Origin of the sequence: Streptomyces sp. P3 (assembly GCF_003032475.1) — a bacterium.
Taxonomy (GTDB): Bacteria; Actinomycetota; Actinomycetes; order Streptomycetales; family Streptomycetaceae; genus Streptomyces.
Genome location: NZ_CP028369.1, coordinates 8,737,893 through 8,762,997 on the forward strand (window position 1 = coordinate 8,737,893; position 25,105 = coordinate 8,762,997).

The window sequence follows — 25,105 nt, forward strand, 5'->3', positions numbered from 1 at the left end:
CGGAAAGGTTCACCGGCTCGCGACGCCCGGCACGCCCCCCCACGCTCGGCTTCGCTCGCGCGGGAGGCGCCCCTCCGCCGCGTTGGCGCATCACCCGAGTACATCCCGTACACGGGGGATGCTCCGCCTTGCGATCCACCGCACCGGACGCCGCGAGCTTCTCGGCAGACCCTTTCCGGCCACGGCACTACCGGCTCGGCGCGTCCAGTCCCGGTGACGTGTCCGGGTCCGGGTTGAACACCGGGTGGTAGCTCTCCGGCGGTGCCAGGTAGGCGGCGGGCAGACCGCCGGTGTCGATGACGATATGGTCCACGGCGATCGCCGGGTCGACCATGAAGACCCGCAGGACGTGCTCACCGGGCTCGGCGACGGTCACCGACGCCGTCAGCTTCTCCACTCCCTCCTCGACGTTGCGCGCCCAGGCGTCACCACGGTTGCCGGTGGCCACGGACTGCCCCGACAGGACGGCGGGCGGCTGGTCGTCCAGGGCGACGGCGAGCCGCCGTGCGCCCCGCTCGTCGAGCGAGGGCAGCCGGAAGACGGTGACCGGGAACGTCCCGGTGCTGGTGAATCGCACCCGGTAGCGCAGCTCCGGCGCGCGAGTGGCGAGATCGGTGGTCACCGGGGCCGCCGTCGACGGCGCGGCCTCCACCGCGGCCGCGCCACGGCCGAGCCCGCGCACGGTCCGCCAACGGGCCCCACCGCGCGCCACCCGGCGCTCGGTGTGCCGGGCGTCGATCGACACCCAGCCGTTCGCCTCGACGAAGCCGCGCGCCCGCCGACGTGCCCGCTCACCTTCGTTGACGACCGTCAGCGGCACCTCGAAACGCTGGTCACCGCCGGTGAACGCGATCGTGACGGCGTGTGTGCCCTCCGGTACGAGCGGCCAGTCGATCTCGGCCCAGACCCGGGTCTGCTCGGTGAGCGAACCGCCCGCGGTGCTGAGCCGGACCCAGGGCCGGTCCGCCTCGGCGACCCAGGAAACCGCGAGGAAACCGGTGTTGAAGACGTCCACGAAACGCCGGTCCCGGGTCGCGGAGGAGAACGACAGTGGCCGTGCGGCGCCGACCTCGTTCCCCTCGGTGGCGATCCCCAGCCCGGACGTCTCCCGCCGGGTGACCCGGGTGACTGCCGGACGGCCCGGCGCCTTCGGGATCTGCGAGGGGTACGGATTGATGTAGCCGTTCCACTTCCCGCCCGCCACCTCGGTGTTGTACCGCTGGGTCAGCGCGGCCTCCTGGGCGTGCGCCGCATCGGCGAGGTCCGCGAAGCGGTTGGTCCCGGCGCCGCGTCCCTGCCGTGCCGCCAGGGCGTTGCGGTCCGCCCAGTAGTACTTCAGGTTCATCAGGTACGCGCCGTGCACCGGATAGTGGACGAGTTCGAAGAAGGCGTCCCGCAACTGTGCGGGGAGTCTTTCGCCGAGCGCCGTGGTCCGTTGCAGCAGACGATCGTAGGCGGCCATGCGGCGTCCCGCCTCGTCCCCGTGGTGGACCACGGAGAAGACGCCGCGGTCGATGAACTCCGGCCGCCGCTCCGCCGCGAGCCGGTAGTACTCGGTGCGGATCGAGGTGATCTCCCGGCCGTGCCGCAGGCCGAACTGCCGGCCGTACCACTCCGCGAGGAAGCCCTCGACGTTCTCGGCCGTCCACCGGTCCACGTCCCAGGCCACGTCCATGGAGAAGGACAGGCCCGTCTCGATCGACTTCAGGTCACCGACGTTGAAGATCCACATTCGGTCGGCCCGGTGCTCGTACACCCTGCGCAACTCCTGCCACACCTTGGCCGGTTGCGTCGTGTCCAGCCAGAGATAACTGCGCGGACGGCCCCAGTAGGAGAGGTGGTAGTAGATGCCGTTGCCGCCCGGGCGGGCGCGCTCCGTCCCGGTCGGCAGCTGGCGCATGTTGCCGTGGTTGTCGTCCGGCCAGATCAGCGTGACGTCGTCGGGCACCCGGACCCCCGCGTTGTACAGGTCCAGCACCTCCTTGTACGGGATGAAGATCTGCGGCTCGGCCGCCGCCCCGACCTCCTCCGCGAGGATCCGGCGCTGGTCGGCGATGATGTCGTTCATCACCGCCACCTTCTCCGGGATCGTGGTGGCGTTCTTCGTCTCCAGCGCGCTGTCGTGCAGGCCGCGCATGCCGAGCGTCCAACTGCTCTCGTACGCGGCGTTCTCCCGGGCCCGGGCCCGCCAGTAGTCGGAGATCACCGCCGGGTTCACCGTGTAGTCGTAGACCGGCAGAGCGCCGTCCGCACCCCGGTGGTCCTCGGCCCACGGTGCCCACTCGTGGACGCCGTTGCGCAGCAGTGCCTCCGGATGGCTGGAGCCGACCACGATGCCGTACTGGTCGGCCAGTTCGGGATTCTCCCGGTATTTGTTGAAGAAGTCGGAGTACGGATGCATGGCCGGCCACAGGTAGTTCGCCTTCAGCCGGAGCAGCAGCTCGAAGAGGCGCTCGTACGTCCGCGGGCCGATGTTCTTGTCGGGCTCCTGCGTGCGGTGCGACCAAGTGGTCAGGTTCTGCTCGTCGTTGATGAAGACGCCCCGGTAGCGGACCGACGGCTCGCGGCGCACGAAGGGCCCCGCCGGCACGGCGACCGCGTCCCGCCGCTCGACCGGCACGTCGGCCCACCAGTACCAGGGCGAGACCCCGATCCGCTCCGAGGTGTCGTAGACCCCGTAGACCGTGCCGCGTGGATCGCTGCCCGCGATCACCAGGGCGCGGTCCACCCCGGGCGCCGGACGCTCGACCACCTGGGTCACCGAGGCCTCCCAGCGCCCCGTCACCTGCCGCACGCCGAGCCGCCCGCGCGCGACGAGTCGGTCCACGACCGGGCTCGAGCCGAGCGTGCCGACCACGATCAGCGCCGTTGCGCGAGCCGGCAGGGTGCGCCGCAGGGCCGGCCGGACTCCGGTGACCCGCTCCACGTCGGCCAGCAGGTCGCCGGCCGCCCGGAGCACGGCGGGGTCCGCGCCCGAGTCCACGAACACGTCGACGGCCACACCGTCCCGCACCAGGTCGAAGTCGGGCCGGGCGGAAGCCCGGCCGGCCGTGGCGGCCCGGGCGGCGGAGGGCAGCGCCGCCGGCAGCAGCGGGGCCACTCCCACGGCCGTCAGGCCCCGCAGAAACGCCTTTCGGCTCCACGGCTGCGAGGGGTCCTGTGGTGCGGTGTGCGGCATCGACGCTCCCGACTAGACACTGGCATGACCATGCTAGAAAGCGCTTTCTCCAGCACCCTAGGCCAGGGCGGACATCGACGTCCATAACCGCGCGGCAGGGCGACTGCGGCGCGGTCCGCACGCATGCCGGCTTCGGCGGGCGGGGTTGTTATGACCGCGGTCATGACGGATGCTGCCTCTCGGCGCCCGACTCCGCCGACCCGCCGCGACGCGGACTCACGCCGCAGTGGAACGGCCGGGACACGGGGGTCGAAGCGGGAGCAGAAACAGATACAGATAGAGGTGCAGGTGCAGCCGCCGACCGGTCGGGAGGACTGGGTGAAGGACACCGTCGCACGCGCGATGTGGGAGAGGTTCGAACCGCTCCACCAGGTGGTGTACTTCGCGCCCGAGGTGCGCGCCGCCGCCGACCGCCTCGGTATGCGCGGGTACTGGATGGGCTACTTCGCCCTCCGCGCGGCGCCCCTCGGCCCCGCTCCCGCCGCGGTCGTCACCAGCTGTTTCTACGTGTTTCATCCCGACCGCGTGGCGCGTGCGCTGCCGGACGCGTGGCGTGCGGCGACGGCCGAAGCCGTGCTCGCGGCGCGTGAGCGGGCGGTGGACGCCGCCATGACCGCCCTCCACGGTCCGGATGTCGTCCACTCGCCCGAGGTGGCCGAGGCCGCGGAGCTGGCCTGGGAGGCGGCGCGGGCGGCGGACACCGCGGGGCGCGTGCTCGGCGCGGCCAACCAGGCTCTGCCCCGCCCGGAACAGCCGCACGTCAGGCTGTGGCAGGCGCTGACCACCCTGCGGGAACACCGCGGCGACGGCCATGTCGCCGCCCTCGTCGGCCGCCGCCTGGGGCCGGTCGGGGCCATGGTGCTCAAGTGCGCGGCGGGCGAGGCGGACGCGGAGTTCCAGCGGCAGACCCGCAGGTGGGACCTCGCGGCCTGGCAGGCGGCGCAGACGGAACTCCGCGAGCGCGGCTGGCTCGACGAGGACGCACGTCTCACCGAAGGGGGAGCGGCCGTCCGGACCGGGGTCGAGGCCGACACGGACGCGGCCGCCGTCACGCCGTGGACGGCGCTGGGGTCCGCGGCCACCGCCCGCCTCGCCCATCTGCTCGAACCGCTCGCCCGCACCGTCCTGGACTCGGGGATCGTCCCGGCCGGTAATCCGGCCGGGCTCACGGGCGCGTTCAGCGGCGGCGTCACGGGCCGGTCGACGAGCGGGTAGCCGCGCGCTTCCTGCTTCCGCGAGGTGATCGTCCGATCGACGCGGGCGGCCGGACGCGAGGCGTACGCGGACGGGATGTGCGAGGTGCATGAGGTGCATTCGGTGCACGGGATCCGGGCGGGCGGAGCCGGGTCGTTGGGGCGCCCATCCGTCGGCGCGACGTTCCGCGCGCCCGCCGTCGTCGAGGCGTCAGGGGCGACAGCGCGGTCCTGCCGTCGGTAGGCTCGCGGGCATGCGGATCTCCGTCTCCTCGGACATGGACGAACCAGTGGCCCGCGCCCTCGTCGCGGAACTGCGCGGCCGCGGGCACGACGTGGTGCCGCATGGCGCGTTGCGCTCGGGCGACGACCCCCGGTGGGCGATCTGCTCGGCGGCGGCGGCGCGGGACGTGGCCGACGGGACCTCCGAGCAGGCGGTCGTGTGCTGCTGGACCGGAACGGGCGCGTCCATCGCCGCGAACAAGGTCGCCGGCGTCCGGGCCGCCCTGTGCACGGACGCGGGCACCGCCGGGGGCGCCCGGCGGTGGAACGACGCCAACGTCCTCGCGCTCAGCCTGCGTCTGACCTCCGAGCCGCTGCTCAAGGAGATCCTGGACGCCTGGTTCGCCGCCGAGGCCGAGCAGGACGCCGAGGACCGGCAGAACCTCGCGTACGTCGCGGCGCTCGACGGCGGTGTTTCGTCGGGTGCGTCGGGTGCGTCGGGTGCCGCGGACGTGTCGGACGCCTCCCGCGGTCCGGTCCCCGCCCCCGACGGCTTCGGCGTGGGCCGGGCGCACTCGGGCTCGTAGGATCTGCGCCCCCGTACTGGCGCCCCCGTACTGGCGCTCCCGCACTGGCACCCCGTACTGGCGCCCCCTCACGGACGCTCCTTCGCGGACGGCCCCCTATGGACGGCTTCGCTGCTCCGTATGGGTCGCTCGGCCGTGTGGGGTACCCGGCCGGCGGGGAGGGTGGGCAGGGTACGGACCGGCACGCACCTCCGAGCGAACCCGATCCGGAAGGGAACCCGAGATGCCCGTCGACCCGCAAGCGACGTCCGCCCGGCTCACCGACGACGAGCTCAGGACGCTGCACGCCCACTGGCGCGCCGCGAACTACCTGGCCGTCGGCCAGATCTACCTCATGGCCAACCCGCTGCTCACCGAGCCGCTGCGGCCCGAGCACGTCAAGCCGCGACTGCTGGGCCACTGGGGCACCTCGCCCGGGCTGAACCTCGTGTACACCCACCTCAACCGCGTCATCCGCACCCGCGATCTGCGCGCCCTGTGCATCTGGGGACCCGGGCACGGCGGGCCCGCGGTGGTGGCGAACTCCTGGCTGGAGGGCTCCTACTCCGAGATCTACCCGGACGTCACCCAGGACGCGGCCGGCATGGCCCGGCTGTTCAAACAGTTCTCCTTTCCCGGGGGCATCCCCAGCCATGTCGCCCCGGAGACCCCCGGCTCCATCCACGAGGGCGGCGAACTGGGCTACTCGCTCTCCCACGCCTACGGCGCCGCCTTCGACAACCCCGACCTGCTGGTCGCCTGTGTGATCGGCGACGGCGAGGCGGAGACCGGTCCGCTGGCCGCCTCCTGGCACTCCGACAAGTTCCTCGACCCGGTCCACGACGGCGCCGTCCTGCCGATCCTGCACCTCAACGGCTACAAGATCGCCAACCCGACGGTGCTGGCCCGCATCCCCGAGCCCGAGCTCGACGACCTGCTGCGCGGCTACGGCCACGACCCGATCCACGTCACCGGCGACGAGCCCGGCGCCGTCCACCGCGCGATGGCGCAGGCCATGGACACCGCACTGGACCGCATCGCGGCCCTCCAGCACGCCGCCCGCGAGGAGGGCTCCGGCGAACGCCCCCGCTGGCCGTTGATCGTGCTGCGCACCCCGAAGGGCTGGACCGGCCCCGCCCACGTCGACCGCCACCCGGTCGAGGGGACCTGGCGCGCCCACCAGGTGCCGCTGTCCGCCGTCCGTGACAACCCCGAACACCTGCGGCAGCTGGAGACGTGGCTGCGCTCCTACCGGCCGCACGAGCTCTTCGACGAACGCGGCGCGCCTCGCCTCGACGTGCAGGCGTGGATCCCCGAGGGGGACCGCCGGCTCGGCGCCACCCCGCACGCCAACGGCGGGCTGCTGCTGCGCGAACTTCCGCTGCCCGACCTGGACGCGTACGCCGTCGGCGTGGACAAGCCGGGCGCCGCCCTGCACGAACCGACCGCCGTGCTGGGCGACCTGCTCGAGGACGTGATGCGCTCCACCGCCGACCGGCGTGACTTCCGGCTCGTCGGCCCGGACGAGACCGCCTCCAACCGGCTCCAGGCCGTCTACGGAGCCACCGGCAAGGCCTGGCAGGCGCAGACCCTCCAGGTGGACGAGAACCTCGACCGGCACGGCCGGGTGATGGAGATCCTGTCCGAACACACCTGCCAGGGCTGGCTGGAGGGCTATCTGCTGACCGGCAGGCACGGACTGTTCTCCTGCTACGAGGCGTTCGCGCACATCGTCGACTCCATGGTCAACCAGCACATCAAGTGGCTGCGCGTCACCCGCAGGCTGTCCTGGCGGGCGCCCGTCGCCTCCCTCAACTACCTGCTGACCTCGCACGTCTGGCGCCAGGACCACAACGGCTTCTCCCACCAGGACCCCGGCTTCGTCGACCACGTCCTCAGCAAGAGTCCCGAGGTCGTACGGGTCTATCTGCCACCGGACGCCAACACGCTGCTGTCCGTGGCCGACCACGTCCTGCGCAGCCGCGACTACGTCAACGTCATCGTGGCCGGAAAACAGCCCTGCTACGACTGGCTGACGATGGACCAGGCCCGCGCGCACTGCGCGCGGGGGGCCGGCGTGTGGGAGTGGGCCGGCAGCGAGGACGGCGTCCGCGAACCCGACGTGGTCCTCGGCTGCGCGGGAGACGTACCCACCCAGGAGGTGCTGGCCGCCGCCCAGCTGCTGCGCCGCCACCTGCCGGAGCTGGCGGTCCGCGTGGTCAACGTCGTGGACATCGCCCGGCTGCTGCCGAGCGGCGAACACCCGCACGGGATGAGCGACTTCGAGTACGACGGCCTGTTCACCACCGACAAGCCGGTGATCTTCGCCTATCACGGCTACCCGTGGCTGATCCACCGCCTCGCCTACCGCCGCACCGGCCACCGGCACCTGCACGTACGCGGTTACAAGGAGATCGGCACCACGACCACGCCGTTCGACATGGTCGTCCGCAACGACCTCGACCGCTACCGCCTCGTCATGGACGTCATCGACCGCGTCCCCGGCCTCGCCGTGCGTGCCGCGGCGGTGCGCCAGCGGATGGAGGACACGCGACTGCGTCACCACGACTGGATCCGCGCCCACGGCACCGACCTTCCCGAGGTGGCGGACTGGGCCTGGGACGGCTGAGGCGAGGGCACGGCCACCGCCTTCCGGGGGCCGTGGCGGGCGTGCCCGGTCAGGGCGCACGGGCAGGGGCGGACGGCGCAGGAGAAGGGGCGGGCGCCGGGCCGTCGTGCGCCCTGGCACGCCGCCGCACCCGGTGCCTACAGTGGTCGGCCGGCCCCGCACACGGATCCCCGGGGCCCGCCCCACCACCCCTGGTCACCGGCCGTCCGGCCCGGCGCACGTCCGGCCCGGCGACGGCCCGCACACCGGCGCGGCTTCCGCGGCGACGGGTGCGCGACCACCCGCGCGACAGGCACCATCCGTGACACCGCTCGGGCCGTGCGAGGGCCGTCCGCGGTACGAGCGCGCGTCGAGAGAGCCCCTGGAGGCCGCAGTGTCCCGACCGTGCATCGCCCTGATCGCCGACCCCACCTCTGCCGAGGGGTGCCGCGAGTACCTCGCCGACGCCGTGGAACTGCTCACCGGCGCGCCGCCCGTCCGGATCGACTCCCGGCACTTCGCGACCGGCGGAACAGGGCGGGCGACCCGCCACGAGGACCGGTTACGGCTGCGGGTCCCCGAGGAGCGGCTCGACGTCGAGCCCGACGTCGTCCTGCTCTACGAGATTCCGCCGCACCGCCGGCGGGGCCTCGCCGGCTTCCAGGAGCTCCTGGAAGCCCAGGGCGTGGTCACCCTGGCCGCCGGTCCCGACGCCTGGCGCACGGCGACCGAGAAGAACCTCACCGTCGAACGCTTCCGCCGGGACGGCGTCGCCCAGATGGAGACCGCCGTGCTGTCGCGTCCCGCGCCGCAGGAGGCGGCCGACGTGTTCGACCGGCTCGGCCGGGACACCTGGGCCCGGCCCGTGGTCGGCACCGGCGGCAACGACACCTTCCATGTCACCACCCCCGCCCAGCTGGAGGAAGCCGCCTCCTACTACGCCGAGCGCGACACCGACTGGCTGCTCTCCCGCGACGCGGGCAACGTGACCGCCGACGGCCGGCGCCACCAGTTCCGCGTCTTCGTCCTCGGTGACCGCGTCGTGCACGCCCGCGAACACCTCCAGCCCGAGACCGACACCCCCTGCAACACCTGCCGGGGCGCGACCGCCGTCCACATCGCCCCGCCGGACCTGGACCCCCGGCTGGGCGAGCTCGCCGTCGCCGCCACCGCCTCGGTCGGGCTGCCCTTCGCCGGCGTCGACCTGGCCGTGGAGAACGGCGGAGTCGTCTTCGAGGTCAACGTCCAGCCGGCCTTCGTCGACGGGGAGCGCGAACTGCACGCGGTGGCCGTTCCCTATGTGCGGGCGCACCTCGACGCCCTCGCCTCAGGCTGTGACGGCCCGCCCCGGGGGCTCACAGCCTCAGCGTGAACCACGTCGTCTTGCCCTCGTCGGTCGGCCGTACGCCCCAGCTGGCGGCCAGGGCGCGGACCAGGAGCAGACCACGGCCCGACTCCTCGTCCTCGACCGCCGAACGCGGCTGGGGGAGCTGCGCGCTGCCGTCGCTGACCTCCACCGTGAGGTCGGTCGCCGTCCGGTGCAGGTGCAGGCCGACCGGGCCCGAGGCGTGCTGGACGGCGTTGGTCAGCGTCTCCGACAGCAACAGGAGGGCGTCGGCGGCGTTGTCCGCGCAGTTCCACGACGTCAGCGCCTTGTGCAGAAAGGCACGCCCCTCCGGCACGGAGGCGGGGACGGCCGGGAAGTGGGTGGTCACGGTTGCCAGCGGCGCGGCCGGCAGTTGCGCCAGCAGCAGGGTGACGTCGTCGTTGTGGCTGTCCGCGTCCAGCAGCAGACCCTCGAGGACGTGGTCCGCGGCGGCCTCCAGACACGGCGTGCCGACGAACAGATCGTCCAGCAGCAGGCTCAGTTCACCGATGCGCACCTCGATGTCGCAGCCCGGCGTCTCGATCAGGCCGTCGGTGTAGAGCACCAGCGTCGCACCCGGCGGTATCTCCGAACTGGCCTGCTCGTACAGGACGTCACCCACGCCGAGCGGGGCGTTGACCGGACAGGGCAGAGCGCTGATCCCCTCGCCGACGCCGGCCACCAGGACGGGCAGATGCCCCGCCGAGCAGACCGTCACCGTGCCCGCGTCCGGGGCGATCACCAGATAACAGCAGGTGACGAGCTGGTCCGGCACGTCGAGGTCGGCGACACAGGTGTCGAGTGCCCGCATCAGCTGCCGCGGCTGCATGCCGGTCTTCGCCAGCGCGTGCGCCGCCGACCTCAACTGGCCCATCACGGCGGCCGCTTCGAGCCCGCGGCCCATGACATCGCCTATCAGCACACCGACCCGGTCGGCGCCGAGCGGGATCAGGTCGAACCAGTCGCCGCCCACGCCGGCGCCCTGCGTCGCCGGCCGGTAGCGGCTTGCGGTGGCCAGTCCGGGCAGCGCGGGCGGTGTCCCCATCAGACTGCGCTGCAGTGTCAGCGCGATGTGCCGCTGCTGTTCGTACAGAGCCGTGAGCTCCGCCTCCGCGCGCTTTCGGTCGCTGATGTCCCGCACGATCGCGCAGGCCCCGACCACCCTGCCGTTCGTGTCGCGGGTCGGCCACAGCGTGACGTCCACGTCCAGCAGCTGCCCGGTGGCGGTCAGCCGCAGCGTCTCGTAGTGCTCGACCTTCTCGGCGTGCCGCAGCCGCTTGAGCAGGTCGCTGACCTCCCCGCGCCGCTCCGGCGGGGCCAGCATCGACACGTGTCGGCCGATGGCCTCCTCGGCGGTGTACCCGTACAGGCGCTGGGCGGCCGCGTTCCAGTAGGTGATGTAGCCGTCGAGGGTCTTGGCGAGGATCGCGTCCTGCGAGGACTCCACCAGTGCGGCGAGCTCGTTGATGCGCGCCTCGGCCGCCTTGCGGTCGCTGACGTCGCGCACGGCCGCCGAGACCAGCAGCCCGTCCGGGGTCTCCAGCGGGCTCAGGCTGATCTCGACGGGGAACTCCGTGCCGTCCTTGCGGAGCCCGTGCAGTTCCAGGCCGGCGCCCATCGGACGCACCTGCCGGTTGGTCGTGTACCCGCTCCGGTGCGCGGTGTGCTGGGCGTGGAACCGGTGCGGGATCAGCAACTCGACGGGGCGGCCGAGCAGTTCCTCACGGCCGTGCCCGAACAGGGCCTCGGTCTGGGCGTTGACCAGCCGGATGGCACCCGTGTCGTCGACGATGACCATGGCGTCCGGCGCCGCCTCGAGCAAGCCCCGGAACCGTTCCTCCGCCCCGCCGACCGCGTCGTCCGCCGTCTGGCAGGCGCACCGTTTCTGCTCGCTCTTGCGAGGGGCGCCCTGCTGCGCGCCCTTCGCGTCCTGTTTCGCGTCCTGCTTAGCGCCTTGCTTCGCAGCGCCCGCCCCCGCCTTCGCGCGTCGCGCCGGTTCCGCCCGCATCACGTCGGCCATCTTCCACCTCATCCTGCACGACGAATCAGGCCATCTCAGCGCCTCCGGCCCGGCTCCGCTGTGGGTTGTCGTTTACTGTCCGTCCCCTGTTCGAACCTGAACGCCACCGCACCCATCACTATTCGAGAAGCGGCTGACCCCGGCCCGCGGATAGCGTGGCGTCGGACGTCGGAAGGCCGGGCGGGCCGGGCGGGCCGGGCGGCCGAGTCGATCGGGCCGGGCAACGGGGGAGTGCACAGGTACTCCCGAGCGAGTGAGGGAGAAGCGATGAGCATGGCCAGGAGGACGGACGCGCAGTCACCCGCGTCTCATGTCGCGGACAGCCACGACCTGATCCGGGTGCACGGCGCGCGCGAGAACAACCTCAAGGACGTGAGCATCGAGATCCCCAAGCGCCGGCTGACGGTGTTCACCGGCGTCTCGGGCTCGGGAAAGAGCTCCCTGGTCTTCGACACCATCGCCGCGGAGTCGCAGCGGCTGATCAACGAGACCTACAGCGCCTTCGTGCAGGGCTTCATGCCGAACCTGTCGCGGCCCGAGGTGGACGTGCTCGACGGGCTGACGACCGCGATCATCGTCGACCAGCAGCGGCTGGGCGCCGACCCCCGCTCCACCGTGGGCACCGCCACCGACGCCAACGCCATGCTGCGCATCCTCTTCAGCAGGCTGGGCGAGCCGCACATCGGCCCGCCCAGCGCCTACTCCTTCAACACCGCGTCCGTCCGGGCGAGCGGCGCGATCACCGTGGAGCGCGGCACCAAGAAGGCGGTCAAGGCGACGTACTCCCGCACCGGCGGCATGTGCCCCCGCTGCGAAGGCCGCGGCACGGTCTCCGACATCGACCTCACCCAGCTCTACGACGACAGCAAGTCGCTCAACGAGGGCGCGCTGACGATCCCCGGCTACAGCATGGACGGCTGGTACGGCCGCATCTTCGGCGGCTGCGGCTTCTTCGACCCGGACAAGCCGATCCGCAGGTTCACGAAGAAGGAGCTGCACGACCTCCTCCACAAGGAACCGACCAAGATCAAGGTCGACGGCATCAACCTCACCTACGAGGGCCTGATCCCCAAGATCCAGAAGTCGATGCTGTCCAAGGACATCGACGCGTTGCAGCCGCACATCCGCGCCTTCGTGGAGCGGGCGATGACGTTCACCGTCTGCCCCGAGTGCGACGGCACACGGCTGAGCGAGGGCGCCCGGGCGTCGAAGATCGACGGGGTGAGCATCGCCGACGCCTGCGCCATGCAGATCAGCGACCTGGCCGAGTGGGTCCGCGGCGTCCGCGAGCCGTCGGTGGCCCCGTTGCTCACCGCGCTGCAGCACACGCTGGACTCGTTCGCGGAGATCGGCCTCGGCTACCTCTCGCTCGAGCGGCCCTCGGGCACGCTCTCCGGCGGCGAGGCGCAGCGCGTCAAGATGATCCGCCATCTCGGTTCCTCGCTGACCGACGTCACCTACGTCTTCGACGAGCCCACCACGGGTCTGCACCCGCACGACATCAGCCGGATGAACAACCTGCTGCTGCGCCTGCGGGACAAGGGCAACACGGTGCTCGTCGTGGAGCACAAGCCGCAGACCATCGCCATCGCCGACCACGTCGTCGACCTCGGGCCCGGCGCGGGCACGGCGGGCGGCAGCGTCTGCTTCGAGGGCACCGTGGAGGGGCTGCGGGCCGGCGACACCATCACCGGCCGCCACCTCGACGACCGGGCGGCGGTCAAGAAGGCGGTGCGCAAGCCCACCGGCGCGCTGGAGGTCCGGGGCGCGTCGGCGCACAACCTCCAGGACGTCGACGTCGACATCCCGCTCGGGGTGCTGGTCGTGGTCACCGGCGTGGCCGGCTCCGGCAAGAGCTCACTCGTGCACGGGTCGATCCCGCCCGGGGAGGGGGTGGTGGCGGTCGACCAGGGGGCGATCCGCGGCTCCCGGCGCAGCAACCCGGCCACGTACACCGGACTGCTCGACCCCATCCGCAAGGCGTTCGCCAAGGCGAACGGTGTGAAGCCGGCGCTGTTCAGCGCCAACTCCGAGGGAGCCTGTCCGACGTGCAACGGCGCCGGCGTCGTCTACACGGACCTGGCGATGATGGCGGGCGTCGCCACGACGTGCGAGGAATGCGAGGGCAAGCGGTTCCAGGCCTCGGTGCTGGAGTACCGTCTCGGCGGCCGCGACATCAGCGAGGTGCTGGCGATGCCGGTGACCGAGGCCGAGGAGTTCTTCGCCGCGGGCGAGGCGGCCACGCCCGCCGCGCACCGGGTCCTCGGGCGGCTCGCCGACGTCGGTCTCGGCTACGTCAGCCTCGGCCAGCCGCTCACCACGCTCTCCGGCGGCGAGCGGCAGCGGCTCAAGCTGGCCACGCACATGGCCGACAAGGGCGGTGTCTACGTCCTCGACGAGCCGACCACCGGTCTTCACCTGGCCGACGTGGAGCAACTGCTCGCACTGCTCGACCGGCTGGTCGACGCAGGCAAGTCGGTCGTCGTGGTCGAGCACCACCCGGCGGTGATGGCGCACGCCGACTGGATCATCGACCTCGGGCCCGGCGCCGGCCACGACGGGGGCCGCATCGTCTTCGAGGGCACCCCCGCCGACCTCGTCGCCGCCCGTTCCACCCTCACCGGCGAGCACCTGGCGGACTACGTCGGCGCCTGACACCCCCGGGTCGGCGCGGCTGCCCCGACACGCCTCTCCCCGGCAGCGGGGGCTCCGCACGGAGCACCGCTGCCGGGGCGCTCCGACCACCCGGCGTCCGGCGCGGTTCGCGTCAGTGCGCGCCGAGTCCGCCGCCGCCGAAGGACCCGCTGCTGCCGCGGCTCCAGCGCGGCCGTTTCTGGTCCGTGCTCGCTCTGGTCTGCATGTTGGTCAGCTCGTAGGGGGTGAGGGGGCGTCCGCCGTCCGGCGTCCGGGGCACCTCCTCGGGTTCCCGGTGCTCGCGGATCTCGTGCACCGCCCCGCCGGGCGGGAGATGCGGCTGCTCCTCGGGGCGCGGCCGGTCCGACTCGCGCGACTTGACACGCGCGCCCAGCCAGAAGCTCCCGCCCAGAATGATCACGAGGAGCACGGGGACCATGAACAGCCCGAGGCTGAGCAGGCCGCTCGGGGCGGCCAGCTGCTGGCTTGCGGTATTCATATCTGGAAAATACCCATGAAATACGCCGCAAACCAGACATTCTGCATCCAGTTCGCCGGTATCCGGGGCGCTCCGGGACCGGTGCCGTCCGCGTGACCGGCGGGCGGTTTGGCTCGGCGCGCACCGGCTACCCGCTCAGACGTGACTTCGACGACATCCCAGCAGGAGCTCTTCCGATTCCTGGAGGACCGTTTCGCGTGCGCGCAGGCCTGCACCGAGTGCGCGCAGGCGTCCGCGCTGCGCGCGAGCCTGGTGGATCCGGACGGAACCGACCGGCAGGCGCTGGTGCGCCGCAAGGGCATCATGTGCGCGGAGGTCTGCGACGCGACCTGCCGCGTACTGTCCGAGGAGAACAGAATGGACGAGGACGGCATCCGCGCCCAGCTGGAGTGGTGCCGCACCGTCTGCCTGGAGTGCGCGCACGCTTTCGACGGGTACCCCGGCGCCGAGGCGGGCGCGGCGGCGTGCCGGGCGTGCGCGCGGGCCTGCACGGAGTTCATCCGGACGCTGAACTGAACACCCCGCACCGCTGAATCGCCTGCGCCGCTGAACCGAGCCCTCGGTGCCGAAGGGCGCGGCGAGCGGTGACCGGGTCGAACGGTGTCGGTGCCGAAGGGCATCTGCGGCGAACGGTGACCGGTTCGAACGGTGGCTGCGCCGAGCGTGGCGGCCTCGGCGATCGGCCGGAGTTCCGTCGTCTTGCGCCGTGCCCTGTCCATTCCCAATTTCTGGAACACGTTCTACGGTGTGCGCCGTCAGGACACCGGCTTTGGGGAGCCAGGAGGCGCCGTGCACCTCGACCACACGCCCGAGCAACTGCGGCTGCGCGCGGAACTGCGCGCCTACTTCGCCGAGTTGGTGCCGGACAACGCCTACGCCCGGCACTCGGACCCGGTCGGCGCGAAGGCCTTCTACCGCGCCACCATCCGCCGACTCGGCGCCGACGGCTGGCTCGGCGTCGGCTGGCCCGAGGAGTACGGCGGCCGCGGCCTGACCCCGATCGAGCAGTTCGTCTTCTTCGACGAAGCCGCCCAGGCCGGTGTACCGCTGCCCCTGATGGCGCTGAACACCGTCGGACCGACGATCATGCGGTACGGCACCGACGAGCAGAAGGCGTACTTCCTGCCGAAGATCCTCGCCGGGGAGATCGACTTCGCCATCGGCTACAGCGAACCCGACGCGGGCACCGACCTGGCCGCCCTCAGGACGCGCGCGGTACGTGAAGGCGACACCTACGTCGTCAACGGGCAGAAGATCTGGACGACCAACGGCGACACCGCCGACTGGGTGTGGCTCGCCGTGCGCACCGACCCCGACGCCCCGCCGCACAAGGGCATCTCCATGCTCCTCGTGCCGACCACCGATCCCGGATACTCCTGCACCGTCATCCGCACCCTCGCGTCCCACGACACCACGGCCAGCTACTACGAGAACATCCGCGTCCCCGTCTCGCGGCGCGTCGGCGCCGAGAACCAGGGCTGGCGGCTGATCACCAACCAGCTCAACCACGAGCGCGTCACCCTGGCCGCACACGGCACGATGGCCATCCGGGCCCTGCACGACGTGCAGCGCTGGGCGACCGAGACCAAGCTCGCCGACGGCCGCCGCGTCATCGACCTGGCCTGGGTGCGCCGCCGGCTGGCCCAGACCCATGTGAAGCTCGACGCCCTCAAGCTCCTCAACTGGCAGATGGTCGGAGCCCTGCAGAACGGCACCCTCACCCCGCAGGACGCCTCAGCCGTCAAGGTCTACGGCTCCGAGGCCCGCCGCGACGCCTACGCCTGGCTGCTGGAGGTCGTCGCGGCGCCCGGCGCACTCCAGGAGGGCTCCGCGGGCGCGGTGCTCCACGGCGAACTGGAACGCGGCTACCGCTCCGCCGTGATCTTCACCTTCGGCGGCGGCAACAACGAGATCCAGCGGGAGATCATCTCGTGGATCGGTCTGGGGATGCCGCGGGTACGGCGCTAGGTCGTGTCTTCAATTGATCTTGAGTGGTGGATCATGGTCGGGTGATACGTCGCCATGAACTGTCCGATGAGGAGTGGGAGTTCCTCCGTCCGCTGCTGCCCGAGTCCTTGCGTGGGCGGAAGCGGTTGGACGACCGCACCGTGCTCAACGGGATCGTGTGGAAGTTCCGGACCGGCACCGCCTGGCGGGACGTGCCCGAGCGGTACGGCCCCTGGCACACACTGCACACCCGCTTTCGACGGTGGGCCCTGGACGGCACCTTCGAGCGGATGCTCCAGGCCGCCCAGGCCCGGGCGGACGCGGCGGGAGAGATCGACTGGCTGGTGTCGGTCGACTCCACCGTCGTACGCGCCCACCAGCATGCCGCCGGGGCCCGAAAAGGGGGCGCCGCAGCCCCGCGCTCGGACGCTCCCGGGGCGGCCTGACCAGCAAAATACACCTGGCCTGCGATGCCTTCGGGCGTCCGCTCGCCTTCGTGCTCACGGGCGGCAACACCAACGACTGCACCCAGTTCACCACCGTGATGGAGGCAATCCGGGTGCCCCGCCTCGGTCCGGGACGGCCGCGGGTGCGGCCCGCTCATGTGCTGGGCGACAAGGGCTACAGCTCCCGCGCGATACGCACCTGGCTGCGACGCCGCGGCATCGCTCACACCATCCCCGAGCGGGCCGACCAGATCCGCAACCGGCTGCGGCGCGGCAGCCGAGGCGGGCGCCCGCCGGCCTTCGACAAACAGCTCTACAAGCGGCGCAACGTCGTGGAACGGTGCTTCAACCGCCTCAAGCAGTGGCGCGGCATCGCGACCCGCTACGACAAGACCGCCGAGTCCTACCAGGCAGCCGTCACCCTCGCCTCGCTCCTGATGTGGGCGTGACATTTGAAGACAGCTCCTAGGCCCGTGTGACGGCCCGCCGAAGGAGGCGCCCGCCGTCCGAAGGCGTGAAGACGTGCGGACGGCGGGGCCCGAGGGATCGGACAGGGCGTCAGGGCGCCTGCGTCGAGATCTCGAACGGCTTGGCCTGCGGGGCCGATTCGGTGCCGTCGGCAGCCACGGCGGTGACGACGTAGTAGTAGTACGCCCGAGCCAGGCCGGGATCCGTGTACGTCACTTCCGTCACACCCGAAGCGATGCGGTGCTCAGGGGTGAAGACGTCCGAGCCGGACGTGGCACGGTAGACGTTGTAGGAGACGGTGGCACCCTGGTCACACGCTCCGACCTCCCATTTGAGCTGGACGAAGTCGGCGCCCCTGCCGCCCCCGGTGATCCGGGGGGTGGCCGGGGCGGTCATGACCGGGCAGGGCACGGTGGCCTCGGCCATCGGCGAGAAGTCGGACCACATGCTGTGCGTGCTGACGGCGCGCACCACGTAGTGCCACGTCCTGCCGGCGGTCACGTTCTCGTCCGTGAACGTCGTCCCGGTGAGGAGCGGGGAGACCGAGTAGGCCGACGCGGGGTCCGAAGACGTCGTGCGGTAGACGTAGTAGCCGGCCACATCGGTCGACGGGCTCACGGTCCACTCCACCGTGACGTTGCCGTTACCGGCCGTCGCGGTCACCGAGGCGGGCGCGACCGGCTTCTCGTGGACCGGCAGGCGCTTGCCGTAGACGGTGCCGTAGCCGGGCTCGGGCATGGGGGAGATGTTGCCGGCGGCGTCGACGGCGCGGACGGTGTAGCCGAACTGCACGTCGACCGTGACGTCGGCGTCCAGGTACTTGACGTCCCGCACCACGGCGATCTGCTCCCACGCGCCGAACATCGGCTTGCGCATGACGAGGTAGTGATCCGTGTCGTCGGTGTTGGCCGTCCAGCCGAGGTGCACGCCGTCGGTGCCGTTCCACGCGTTCAGGCCGTACGGCATGTGCGGCGGGGTGACGTCGCCGGTGCGGGTGGCCGAGGCCGTCGCTGACGGGTTCGACTCCGTGCCGTGCGTCGTGACCGTCCTGACCTGGTAATGCCGCACCTGGCCGACGGGCGCCGTGACGTCGTCGTAGGCGGGGCCGGTGACCGGCGTTTCGGTCAGCCGCGTCCACGGGCCGGTGGCCGACTCGGCGGCGTAGACGTGGAAGTGGTGGGAGGCGTCACCGTCGTAGTGCCAGCCGACGGTGTTGCGGTCGGCCCAGCCGTTGGCGGAGACGTCGCTCGGCGGCAGAGGCTTGGACTCGGTCGCCTCGAGCTGGACGGGCGTGCTGTACGGGGAGGTGTTGCCCGCGCTGTCCAGGGCCCGCACCCGGTAGTAGTAGGTGGTGTCCGCGGAGGCGCTGACGTCGGTGAGGCCGGTGCTCTGCGTGGGCGTGGAGACGGCAGAGAACGGCCCCGCGGGCGCGAGGGAGCGCTGCACCTCGTAGGAGCTCGCCCCGCTCACCGCGGACCAGGAGAGCCGGGCGCCGGACTCGTCGTGCGTGGCCGTGAGTGCGGTGGGGGCGGTCGGGGCCGTCTTGTCGGCGCTGACGACGCGCGTCAGCGAGGACAGCGGGGAGAGGTTGCCGGAGCGATCGACGGCGCGCAGGGCGTACTCGTAGGTGGCGCCGGTGGCGGGGGGTGTGTCGGTGAAGGCGGCGGTGACCGGGGTGTTGTTGCGCGGACTCCAGGCACCGGTGCTGCCCGTGCGCCGGTAGAGACGGTAGCCGGCCAGGTCCAGCTCGTAGTTGCGCGACCAGGCCAGGGTCGTCCTCAGGGTGGCCGGCGCATAGGTGGCCTTCAGGCCGACCGGGGCCAGGGGTGCGGTCCTGTCGTGGGCGGCACCTGTGACGGGCTGGTAGGCGAAGGCGATGTTGGCGGTGCCGGTGAAGGCGGCGAAGTCCACGCGCAGGGTGTGGACCCCGCGCGGGACGGTGAGGCGGAGGGTCTTCCTCTGGGTCGCGTTGACGTTGCGCCACAGATCGATCTTGCGGTGGCCGTCGAGGTAGACGCGGGCGCCGTCCTGGACGGCGACGGTGAGGTCGAAGGGGCCGCCGGAGCCGAAGTTGCGGGTGGTGCTCCAGCGGACGCCGAAGTTGTCCCGCGGCAGGGTGACGCCGGCGGGGTCGCCGAGGCCGTAGTTCTCGGCGATCGAGGCATCGCAGACGGTGGCCCTCGGGGTGCCGGTGAGTGCGGTGTTGGCGTAGTACTGGGCCTTCCACACTCCGGCCGAGCAGGTCACGGCCGCCTGAGCGGTGGCGGGGAAGGCGAGTCCGGTCACGGCGGTGGCCAGGCAGAGCACGGCCACACCGGCGGTACGGCGCGTCACACCGAGGGATATGCGCATCTGCTCAGGTCACACTTTCGATCGGAAAACGGGGACACGGCGTGTACGCCGCCTCGATCGTGCCACCCGCAAGATCGCTCACGAAAGAGGGTTTGCGCGGAATCACGTCAACCACTTCCCCGCAGCCGACTTCAGGCCCCCGACGGGCGCAGACCGCCGGTACGGCGGTGGTGCCGCCCGGGGAGGTACGGATCAGCCGCGCACCGCCGGAGGCGGCGCGCGGCTGAGGCCGGACATGACGGCCTGGCCCTGTCAGGAGGTTCGGCCGGCGTCCTCACTCCCCGCCGACGGACCCGGGCGAGGCCGTACGGTTCGCCGGTGAGGGGAGGACGACCTGCGGCTGGCCCGCCACCGGGGGCGGGGGGGTGGTGTCCTGGGCCGGGAGGCCGGGCGGGTTGGTCGACTGGGAAAGCGCCCGGTCGAAGTCGACCAGGCCGGTCTTCTCGACGATCGTGATGTGGTCCATGACGGTGTCGTTGGTCTTGTCGGCCAGGGCACGGATCAGCGAGTTCTTCGTGGTGGTGCGGACGCTTGCGATCGTGGAGAGGATCTGGCCCTGTGTCGCACGCAGGATGTTCGCCATGTCGGCGTCGAACTGCTTGCCACTGTCGGCGATCAGCTGGGCCACGAAGCCCTGCTGTTGCGGCGAGGGCTGGTTGGGCAGCGTGATGTCGAGCTCGCCGGCGACGCCGCGGCAGGCGGCATCGAGCGAGCCGTGCCCGGCGATCAGGTGCTCCCCGGCGGTCTTGACCGCCTTGGTCGTGCCCTTCTGTATCGCCATCTGACCGACGGGGTACTCCCACAGCCCGGCCGCGCGCACCTTTACCACGAAGTCCCGGTCGGCTTCCGTCAACGGCCCGGTCGCCGGACGGGCGATGATCCGGTCGGGTGCGCTGCTGACCTTCTGGACTCCGAGCATGGAGGGGTAGAGGAGAGAGCCCAGAGTGAAGGCGATCCCACCGCCAAGGAAGAGAGCTCCCGCGACTTTCCGTGAAACGAGCACCGTGTCTCCTGATCCGAATCGGATCCCGCACGCGCAGGAGTACGGATACGGACCCCCGCGAAATCTCTCGGTTTCGCAATGGGTTCGTAAAATCGACCGGTCGTCCGTTCGGGACGGCCCGGGTCGGTGAATGCGCCGGTGTGCGCAATGCGCACGGCTTCCGCACCGTTGCGGGAGCGTCGTTTCGAGGCTCAGCTCACCGGCACGGTCCCTCGTGGCCGGTCTTCCCGGTCCTGGCGACAGCGACGCGCTGGCTGTCCCCGGCGGCGCGAAAAGGGGCCGTTGGTCCCAACCGGAAGCTGAAGCATGGGCCGTTCGCCCCTATCGGGACGGGGTGCCCTTGCGGCGATCATGTGGCGGCGGCCGGGAAGGGCCACATCCATTCCCGCACACATGGCGCTTCCCGGCTCGTCGGCAACCAGGCGAAACAGACTTTCGAGGCGTCGATCGCAACCACCTGCGCCGGAAGTCGCGGCAGGGCGGCGAGCGTCGGGTGCCGAGACCCCGACCGCGTCGTCAGGCGGTGACGTGGCCGGCGCAGCGGTGCCCCGCATCGGTGCTGGGTGCATGCCGGCTGCGCCCTCGCGCGGCCCCGGTGTCAACGACGCCGGCGGATCCGATGGGCGGGGCCCGACTCAGTCATGGGGGACGACGGCGACGGGGCAGCGTCCGTGATGGATGGCGGCCTGGGCGATCGGTCCCAGGTGGTGTCCCGTACCGCGCCGATGCGCGCGTCTGCCCACGACCAGCAGCCCCGCGCCCTCGGCGGCCCGCACGACGGCCTTGGCAGGACTCGCGAGCCGGATGCTTTCCGCCACCTCCACCTGCGGGTACTTCTCCTGCCAGGGCCGAAGAGCATCGCTCATCGCCTTGCGCGCGTCCTTCGTCATCTCCTCGGTGACGGCATGGTCGGCGCCCCACGGCATGCGGGCGTGGAGCGGCACGCTGCGGCTGTGGACGGCCACGAGAGGAACACCCCGGGCCGCGGCGGTGTGGAAGGCGAAGTCGAGCAGCCCGTCCCCGGGCGTGTGCAGTTTGAGTGCCACCACCACGCGGGCCGACGGTGCGGAGGCGTGCTCCTCGTCCGCCGGCTCCGCGCGGACGAGGACCACGGGCCGCTCGGCCCGTGCCACGACCGGCAGGCTGACCTCGCCCATGAAGTAGCTTTCGAAGGCATCCATCCCCCGCGAACCGAGCACCAGCATCTCGGCCTCCGAGGCCGCCTGGAGCAGGGCCTCGTGAGCGTCCCCGGCGACCAGGCTCCCGACGACGGTCAGGCCCGGGTGGCGGGCCTGCAGCTCCGCCTGCGCGGTGTGGACCAGACGCCTCGCCCAGTAGTTCTGGTCGACCTCGGAGGGCAGCCGCGCGGATTCCGGCACCAGAAGCGGCCAGGCGTGCAGCAGCCGCAGGGTCAGCTTGCGCTTCTCGGCCTCCTCGGCGGCCCAGCGGGCGGCCTTGAGGCTCGCGGGTGAGCCGTCGAGGCCCACGGTGACGACAGGTTGCATGGCAGCGGCCTCCGTCTTGTACGAAGCCGGACGCGACGGTGAACGAGTGAGGTGGAGCCTGGTGAGACATCGTCGACATGCCGGACGTCGGGGGTTCTCTCCCTTCGAGGAGTACCCCAGTTCCCTCGGCGGCGCATGTGGACCGCAGGGACGGCGGGATCCGGCTCGGGGAGAGTGCGGCAGCGACTCGGCCGGGTTCCGCCGGGTTCGATCTCGGTGGTGCGCGGCGGTTCGTCGCCGGGTACGCCGGTGGGCGGACGGGCGTGGTCGCCGTCGGCGGTGACCACGTCGTGTGCCGAGGCGGAGACGCCGGGACCGGTGCCCGGGCCCGTGCCGAGGCTGGGAACGCACGGGCTGACGAACGACGGTCGGCTTCGGGAGCAATGAGGCCGACGCTCTCGGTGTCGGCCTCCGATCCCTGCCACACTGCCGTTATGACGGGCGACCCGGGCTTGTTCACCCCGCGCAGCGTGACCTGGCAGATGCACGACTCATAGGTCCCATTCCTGATACACCAGTGCCATGAGTACCGAGAGACCGCGCGCCCGGGACTACCGCCGGCTGTCCGACGCCAAGGGCGGCACCTCGATCGAGGACCAGGGCGTCGACAACGAGGACGCGGCCGCCGAGCAGGGATGGGACCTCGGCGAGCCGTACGTGGACGACGGCCTGAGCGCCAGCCGCTACGCCCGTAAGCGGCGCGATGACTTCGACCAGATGGTTGCAGATCTGAAGAGCGGCCCGACCGGACGCGACTCCGCGTTCGGCGCCGACATCCTCATGCTGTGGGAGTCCTCCCGAGGTTCGCGTCGTGTGGGGGAGTGGGTGTCCTTCATCGAGCTGTGCGAAGAGAAGGGCGTCAAGATCTGGGTCACCACCCACGAGCGTCTCTACGACCCGGCGAACGGCCGCGACCGGAAAGCCCTGATCGACGACGCGGTCGACAGCGAGTACGAGTCCTACAAGACTCACCGGCGCGTCTCGCGGACAACGCCGAAGGAAGCACGCAAGGGGCGGCCGCACGGCCAGGCACCCTACGGCCTCAAGCCCGTGTACGACGCAGCCACGGGCAAGCTGACAACGTGGGTGGCCGACGAGCCGCGCGCCGGCGTCGTCCGGCTCCTCTTCGAGATGCTGGCGGCCGGCCATTCCATGATGGCCGTCGAGCGCGCGTTCAAAGAGCAGGGATACCGCAACCGCTCCGGACGCCCCTTCACCGATGGACACCTGCGCACGATGGCTCTCAGGCACTCGTACGCAGGCCTGCGCTCCTACCAGGGCACCGTCTACCCGGGCGTCTGGGACGGCCTGGTCAGCGAAGAGGTGTTCTGGGATGTCCACCGCCGACTCACCGCCCCGGGCCGCGCCGTCGGCGCCGGCCTCATGCTGCACCCCCTCACGTCGAGTCTGTGGTGCGCCCGCTGCGAGAGGAACCTGTCCCCCCGGGAGCTGAAGAGCAAGAAGGGCCCATGGGTCTACACCGTCTATCGCTGCTACCAGTGCGGGCTGAAGATCAGAAAGCACGGCGTCGACGACCTGTTCATCGGTGAGCGCGGGCGGCTGGGGATTCTCCTGGCCTACCTCGCGCGTGAGGACATCTATGCCGTCCTGCAGACGCCGGGCAGCGACGCCGCGGCGGTACGCGAGATCAGGGCGCGGGTCGCCGCGGCGCGCCTCGAGCGTGACGAGCTGCGCGGAGCCAAGGGCAACACGCTTGCCGAAGTGCGGCTCCTCGCCAACTCCCTTGAGGCCAAGGAGGCCGAGGTCGACGAGTTGGAACAGCAGGAACGTCAGCTCACTGTTCCGTCGGCGGTGCTGAGCATCGTCCGTCCTGGCGTCGACATCTGGGAGTCCTGGCACGCCGCGCCGATCCGTGCGCAGAGGGAGACGGCCGCACTCATCCTGAGCCCTCGCTACCTGGGTAGGCCTTGCATCGTGCCCAGCCCCATCACCGGGCGGGCACAGCCGCCAGTCGCCGAGCGGATCGAGTGGCGCAAAGCCCCGCCACCGTCAGAACCTGCGTACCGACGCTGACCGTGCCGGACGGGAGGAGCGTGGCCCGCCCCGCCGAGGGGCCTTGTACCGCGGCCCCTCCATCATGAGGCGCAGGTGAGCTTTGGCGCGCACCTCGACCGCCGAGTCGGCATCCATATCGGTCGCCAGGCCGGGCTCAGGCGACCGGTCCAGACCCTCCTGACGAAACGTTTCAACACCGTTGAGCACGGCGCGTACTGCGGTCTCGACTCTGTCCTGCCGGGCGGCCCGGCGTTCGATGGCGCACAGCCTGAGCCCGACCGCTGCCGCGATCCCTAGCAGTGCACCTCCGGCTACGGCCGTGACGACCAGACCCATAGTGGACACTCCTGTCCCCCAACTCCGTGTCTGCGGCATGCATGGGGGACCACTGTCCGTAATTTAACGGTCACACACCATCAAGATCGGTCGGACCGTGACCGGAACGTAACTATCCGGTCGGTCGTTCCGTCTCATTCTGGACAGATCGGTCTGTATGTGACCGGTGAGTAGCCTCGATTTCCGGCCGCACCTGCCGCCACACCTCGTCCGCCTCCTCGGGGGACAGGTCCAACTCGCGGATCAATGTGGCCAGAAGGCGCTGAGCAAACGTCAACTCCCGGCCGAGAGGCGACGCTTCGGGAGCGCGCCCGGCAGGCACCCGGTCGGGCGGGGTGTCGAGGGGGGTCGGCTCGCCGCCGTCGAGGATGGCCGCAATGCTTCCGCGGGTCCAGTCCAGAGCGTGCTCGAGCTTGGTGTAGGTCGAGCTGCGCGCCCCCGCGCCTTTGCGGACCTTGCTCAGCGTCTCGTCCGAGATGCCCGCGCGTCGGCAGACCTCGGCGTACTCCAAGGCCAATGTGCTGATGCGGCGCTCGATGTACTGCGCAAGCCGGATGCGCGCCTCCCGGACTGTCATGGGCCGAGCGTACATGCGCACTCCAATGCGTTCCAAGGTTGCCCTAGGGCCCCTGAGCTTGGGGTCTGCGGCAGGCGTGCCGCTCGGTAACTCCAATATGCACCAATGAGTGTCCAAGTTACTCCATGGTAAGGGTTGAGGAATCCAATAAGTGGAGTACGTTGGAGTC

Annotated in this window: 14 protein-coding genes and 2 pseudogenes; 9 read left to right on the forward strand and 7 right to left on the reverse strand. The window is 71.3% G+C overall.

Features of this window, described 5'->3' with window-relative positions; all coding sequences use genetic code 11:
• Positions 1-187: 187 nt before the first annotated feature.
• Positions 188-3,178 (reverse strand): glycosyl hydrolase 115 family protein, encoded by a 2,991-nt coding sequence (locus C6376_RS38700; RefSeq protein ID WP_107447739.1) that lies wholly within the window; start codon positions 3,176-3,178, stop codon positions 188-190.
• A 318-nt stretch (positions 3,179-3,496) separates the two neighbouring features.
• Here C6376_RS38700 and C6376_RS38705 point away from each other — a divergent pair, with 318 nt between their 5' ends.
• The 4 genes and pseudogenes from C6376_RS38705 to C6376_RS38720 all read left to right on the forward strand — a co-directional run bounded on the left by C6376_RS38705 (position 3,497) and on the right by C6376_RS38720 (position 9,139).
• Positions 3,497-4,393: a hypothetical protein gene (locus tag C6376_RS38705; RefSeq protein WP_107449436.1), complete on the forward strand. Its 897-nt coding sequence runs from the start codon at positions 3,497-3,499 to the stop codon at positions 4,391-4,393.
• A gap of 232 nt (positions 4,394-4,625) precedes the next feature.
• Positions 4,626-5,060 (forward strand): annotated as a pseudogene (locus C6376_RS38710) (RpiB/LacA/LacB family sugar-phosphate isomerase); the annotation flags it as partial.
• Between the two features lie 343 nt (positions 5,061-5,403).
• Entirely contained in the window at positions 5,404-7,788 is a 2,385-nt protein-coding gene (locus tag C6376_RS38715) for a phosphoketolase (RefSeq protein WP_107447743.1), read from the forward strand.
• Between the two features lie 373 nt (positions 7,789-8,161).
• Positions 8,162-9,139 (forward strand): RimK family alpha-L-glutamate ligase, encoded by a 978-nt coding sequence (locus tag C6376_RS38720; protein ID WP_107447745.1) that lies wholly within the window; start codon positions 8,162-8,164, stop codon positions 9,137-9,139.
• On the opposite strand, the gene C6376_RS38725 is transcribed toward C6376_RS38720, so the two are convergent.
• Complete coding sequence (locus C6376_RS38725; protein ID WP_254076251.1) at positions 9,123-11,153, reverse strand: PAS domain S-box protein; 2,031 nt, start codon at positions 11,151-11,153, stop codon at positions 9,123-9,125. The two genes, C6376_RS38720 and C6376_RS38725, sit on opposite strands and share 17 nt — an antisense overlap.
• Positions 11,154-11,426: 273 nt before the next feature.
• Here C6376_RS38725 and C6376_RS38730 point away from each other — a divergent pair, with 273 nt between their 5' ends.
• The gene (locus tag C6376_RS38730; RefSeq protein ID WP_173985959.1) at positions 11,427-13,808 is read left to right on the forward strand and encodes an excinuclease ABC subunit UvrA; all 2,382 of its coding nucleotides are present in this window, start codon (positions 11,427-11,429) and stop codon (positions 13,806-13,808) included.
• A gap of 112 nt (positions 13,809-13,920) precedes the next feature.
• Here C6376_RS38730 and C6376_RS38735 read toward each other — a convergent pair whose 3' ends face one another.
• Positions 13,921-14,286 carry a DUF6479 family protein gene (locus tag C6376_RS38735; RefSeq protein ID WP_107447749.1) on the reverse strand — a complete coding sequence of 122 codons (366 nt, stop codon included), beginning with the start codon at positions 14,284-14,286 and terminating at the stop codon, positions 13,921-13,923.
• A gap of 141 nt (positions 14,287-14,427) precedes the next feature.
• On the opposite strand from C6376_RS38735, the gene C6376_RS38740 reads away from it, so the two are divergent.
• The 3 genes and pseudogenes from C6376_RS38740 (at position 14,428) to C6376_RS38750 (ending at position 17,128) form a co-directional block, all read left to right on the forward strand.
• Positions 14,428-14,802, forward strand: coding sequence for a ferredoxin (locus tag C6376_RS38740; RefSeq protein WP_107447751.1), 375 nt, complete (start codon positions 14,428-14,430; stop codon positions 14,800-14,802).
• A 273-nt stretch (positions 14,803-15,075) separates the two neighbouring features.
• Positions 15,076-16,254, forward strand: coding sequence for an acyl-CoA dehydrogenase family protein (locus tag C6376_RS38745; RefSeq protein WP_107447753.1), 1,179 nt, complete (start codon positions 15,076-15,078; stop codon positions 16,252-16,254).
• A gap of 44 nt (positions 16,255-16,298) precedes the next feature.
• A pseudogene (locus tag C6376_RS38750) lies at positions 16,299-17,128 on the forward strand (IS5 family transposase).
• 109 nt (positions 17,129-17,237) lie between these two features.
• Here the strand turns inward: C6376_RS38750 and C6376_RS38755 are convergent.
• The 3 genes from C6376_RS38755 to C6376_RS38765 all read right to left on the reverse strand — a co-directional run bounded on the left by C6376_RS38755 (position 17,238) and on the right by C6376_RS38765 (position 22,007).
• Positions 17,238-19,499 carry a fibronectin type III domain-containing protein gene (locus C6376_RS38755; RefSeq protein ID WP_107447754.1) on the reverse strand — a complete coding sequence of 754 codons (2,262 nt, stop codon included), beginning with the start codon at positions 19,497-19,499 and terminating at the stop codon, positions 17,238-17,240.
• Positions 19,500-19,773: 274 nt separating this feature from the next.
• Positions 19,774-20,418 (reverse strand): DUF4142 domain-containing protein, encoded by a 645-nt coding sequence (locus tag C6376_RS38760; RefSeq protein WP_107447755.1) that lies wholly within the window; start codon positions 20,416-20,418, stop codon positions 19,774-19,776.
• Between the two features lie 719 nt (positions 20,419-21,137).
• Entirely contained in the window at positions 21,138-22,007 is an 870-nt protein-coding gene (locus C6376_RS38765) for a universal stress protein (RefSeq protein ID WP_107447757.1), read from the reverse strand.
• 522 nt (positions 22,008-22,529) lie between these two features.
• On the opposite strand from C6376_RS38765, the gene C6376_RS38770 reads away from it, so the two are divergent.
• Entirely contained in the window at positions 22,530-24,041 is a 1,512-nt protein-coding gene (locus C6376_RS38770) for a recombinase family protein (RefSeq protein ID WP_107447759.1), read from the forward strand.
• 430 nt (positions 24,042-24,471) lie between these two features.
• Here C6376_RS38770 and C6376_RS38780 read toward each other — a convergent pair whose 3' ends face one another.
• A complete protein-coding gene (locus C6376_RS38780; protein WP_159083385.1) occupies positions 24,472-24,936 on the reverse strand; it encodes a hypothetical protein in 465 nt (154 codons plus the stop codon).
• Between the last annotated feature and the right edge of the window lie 169 nt (positions 24,937-25,105).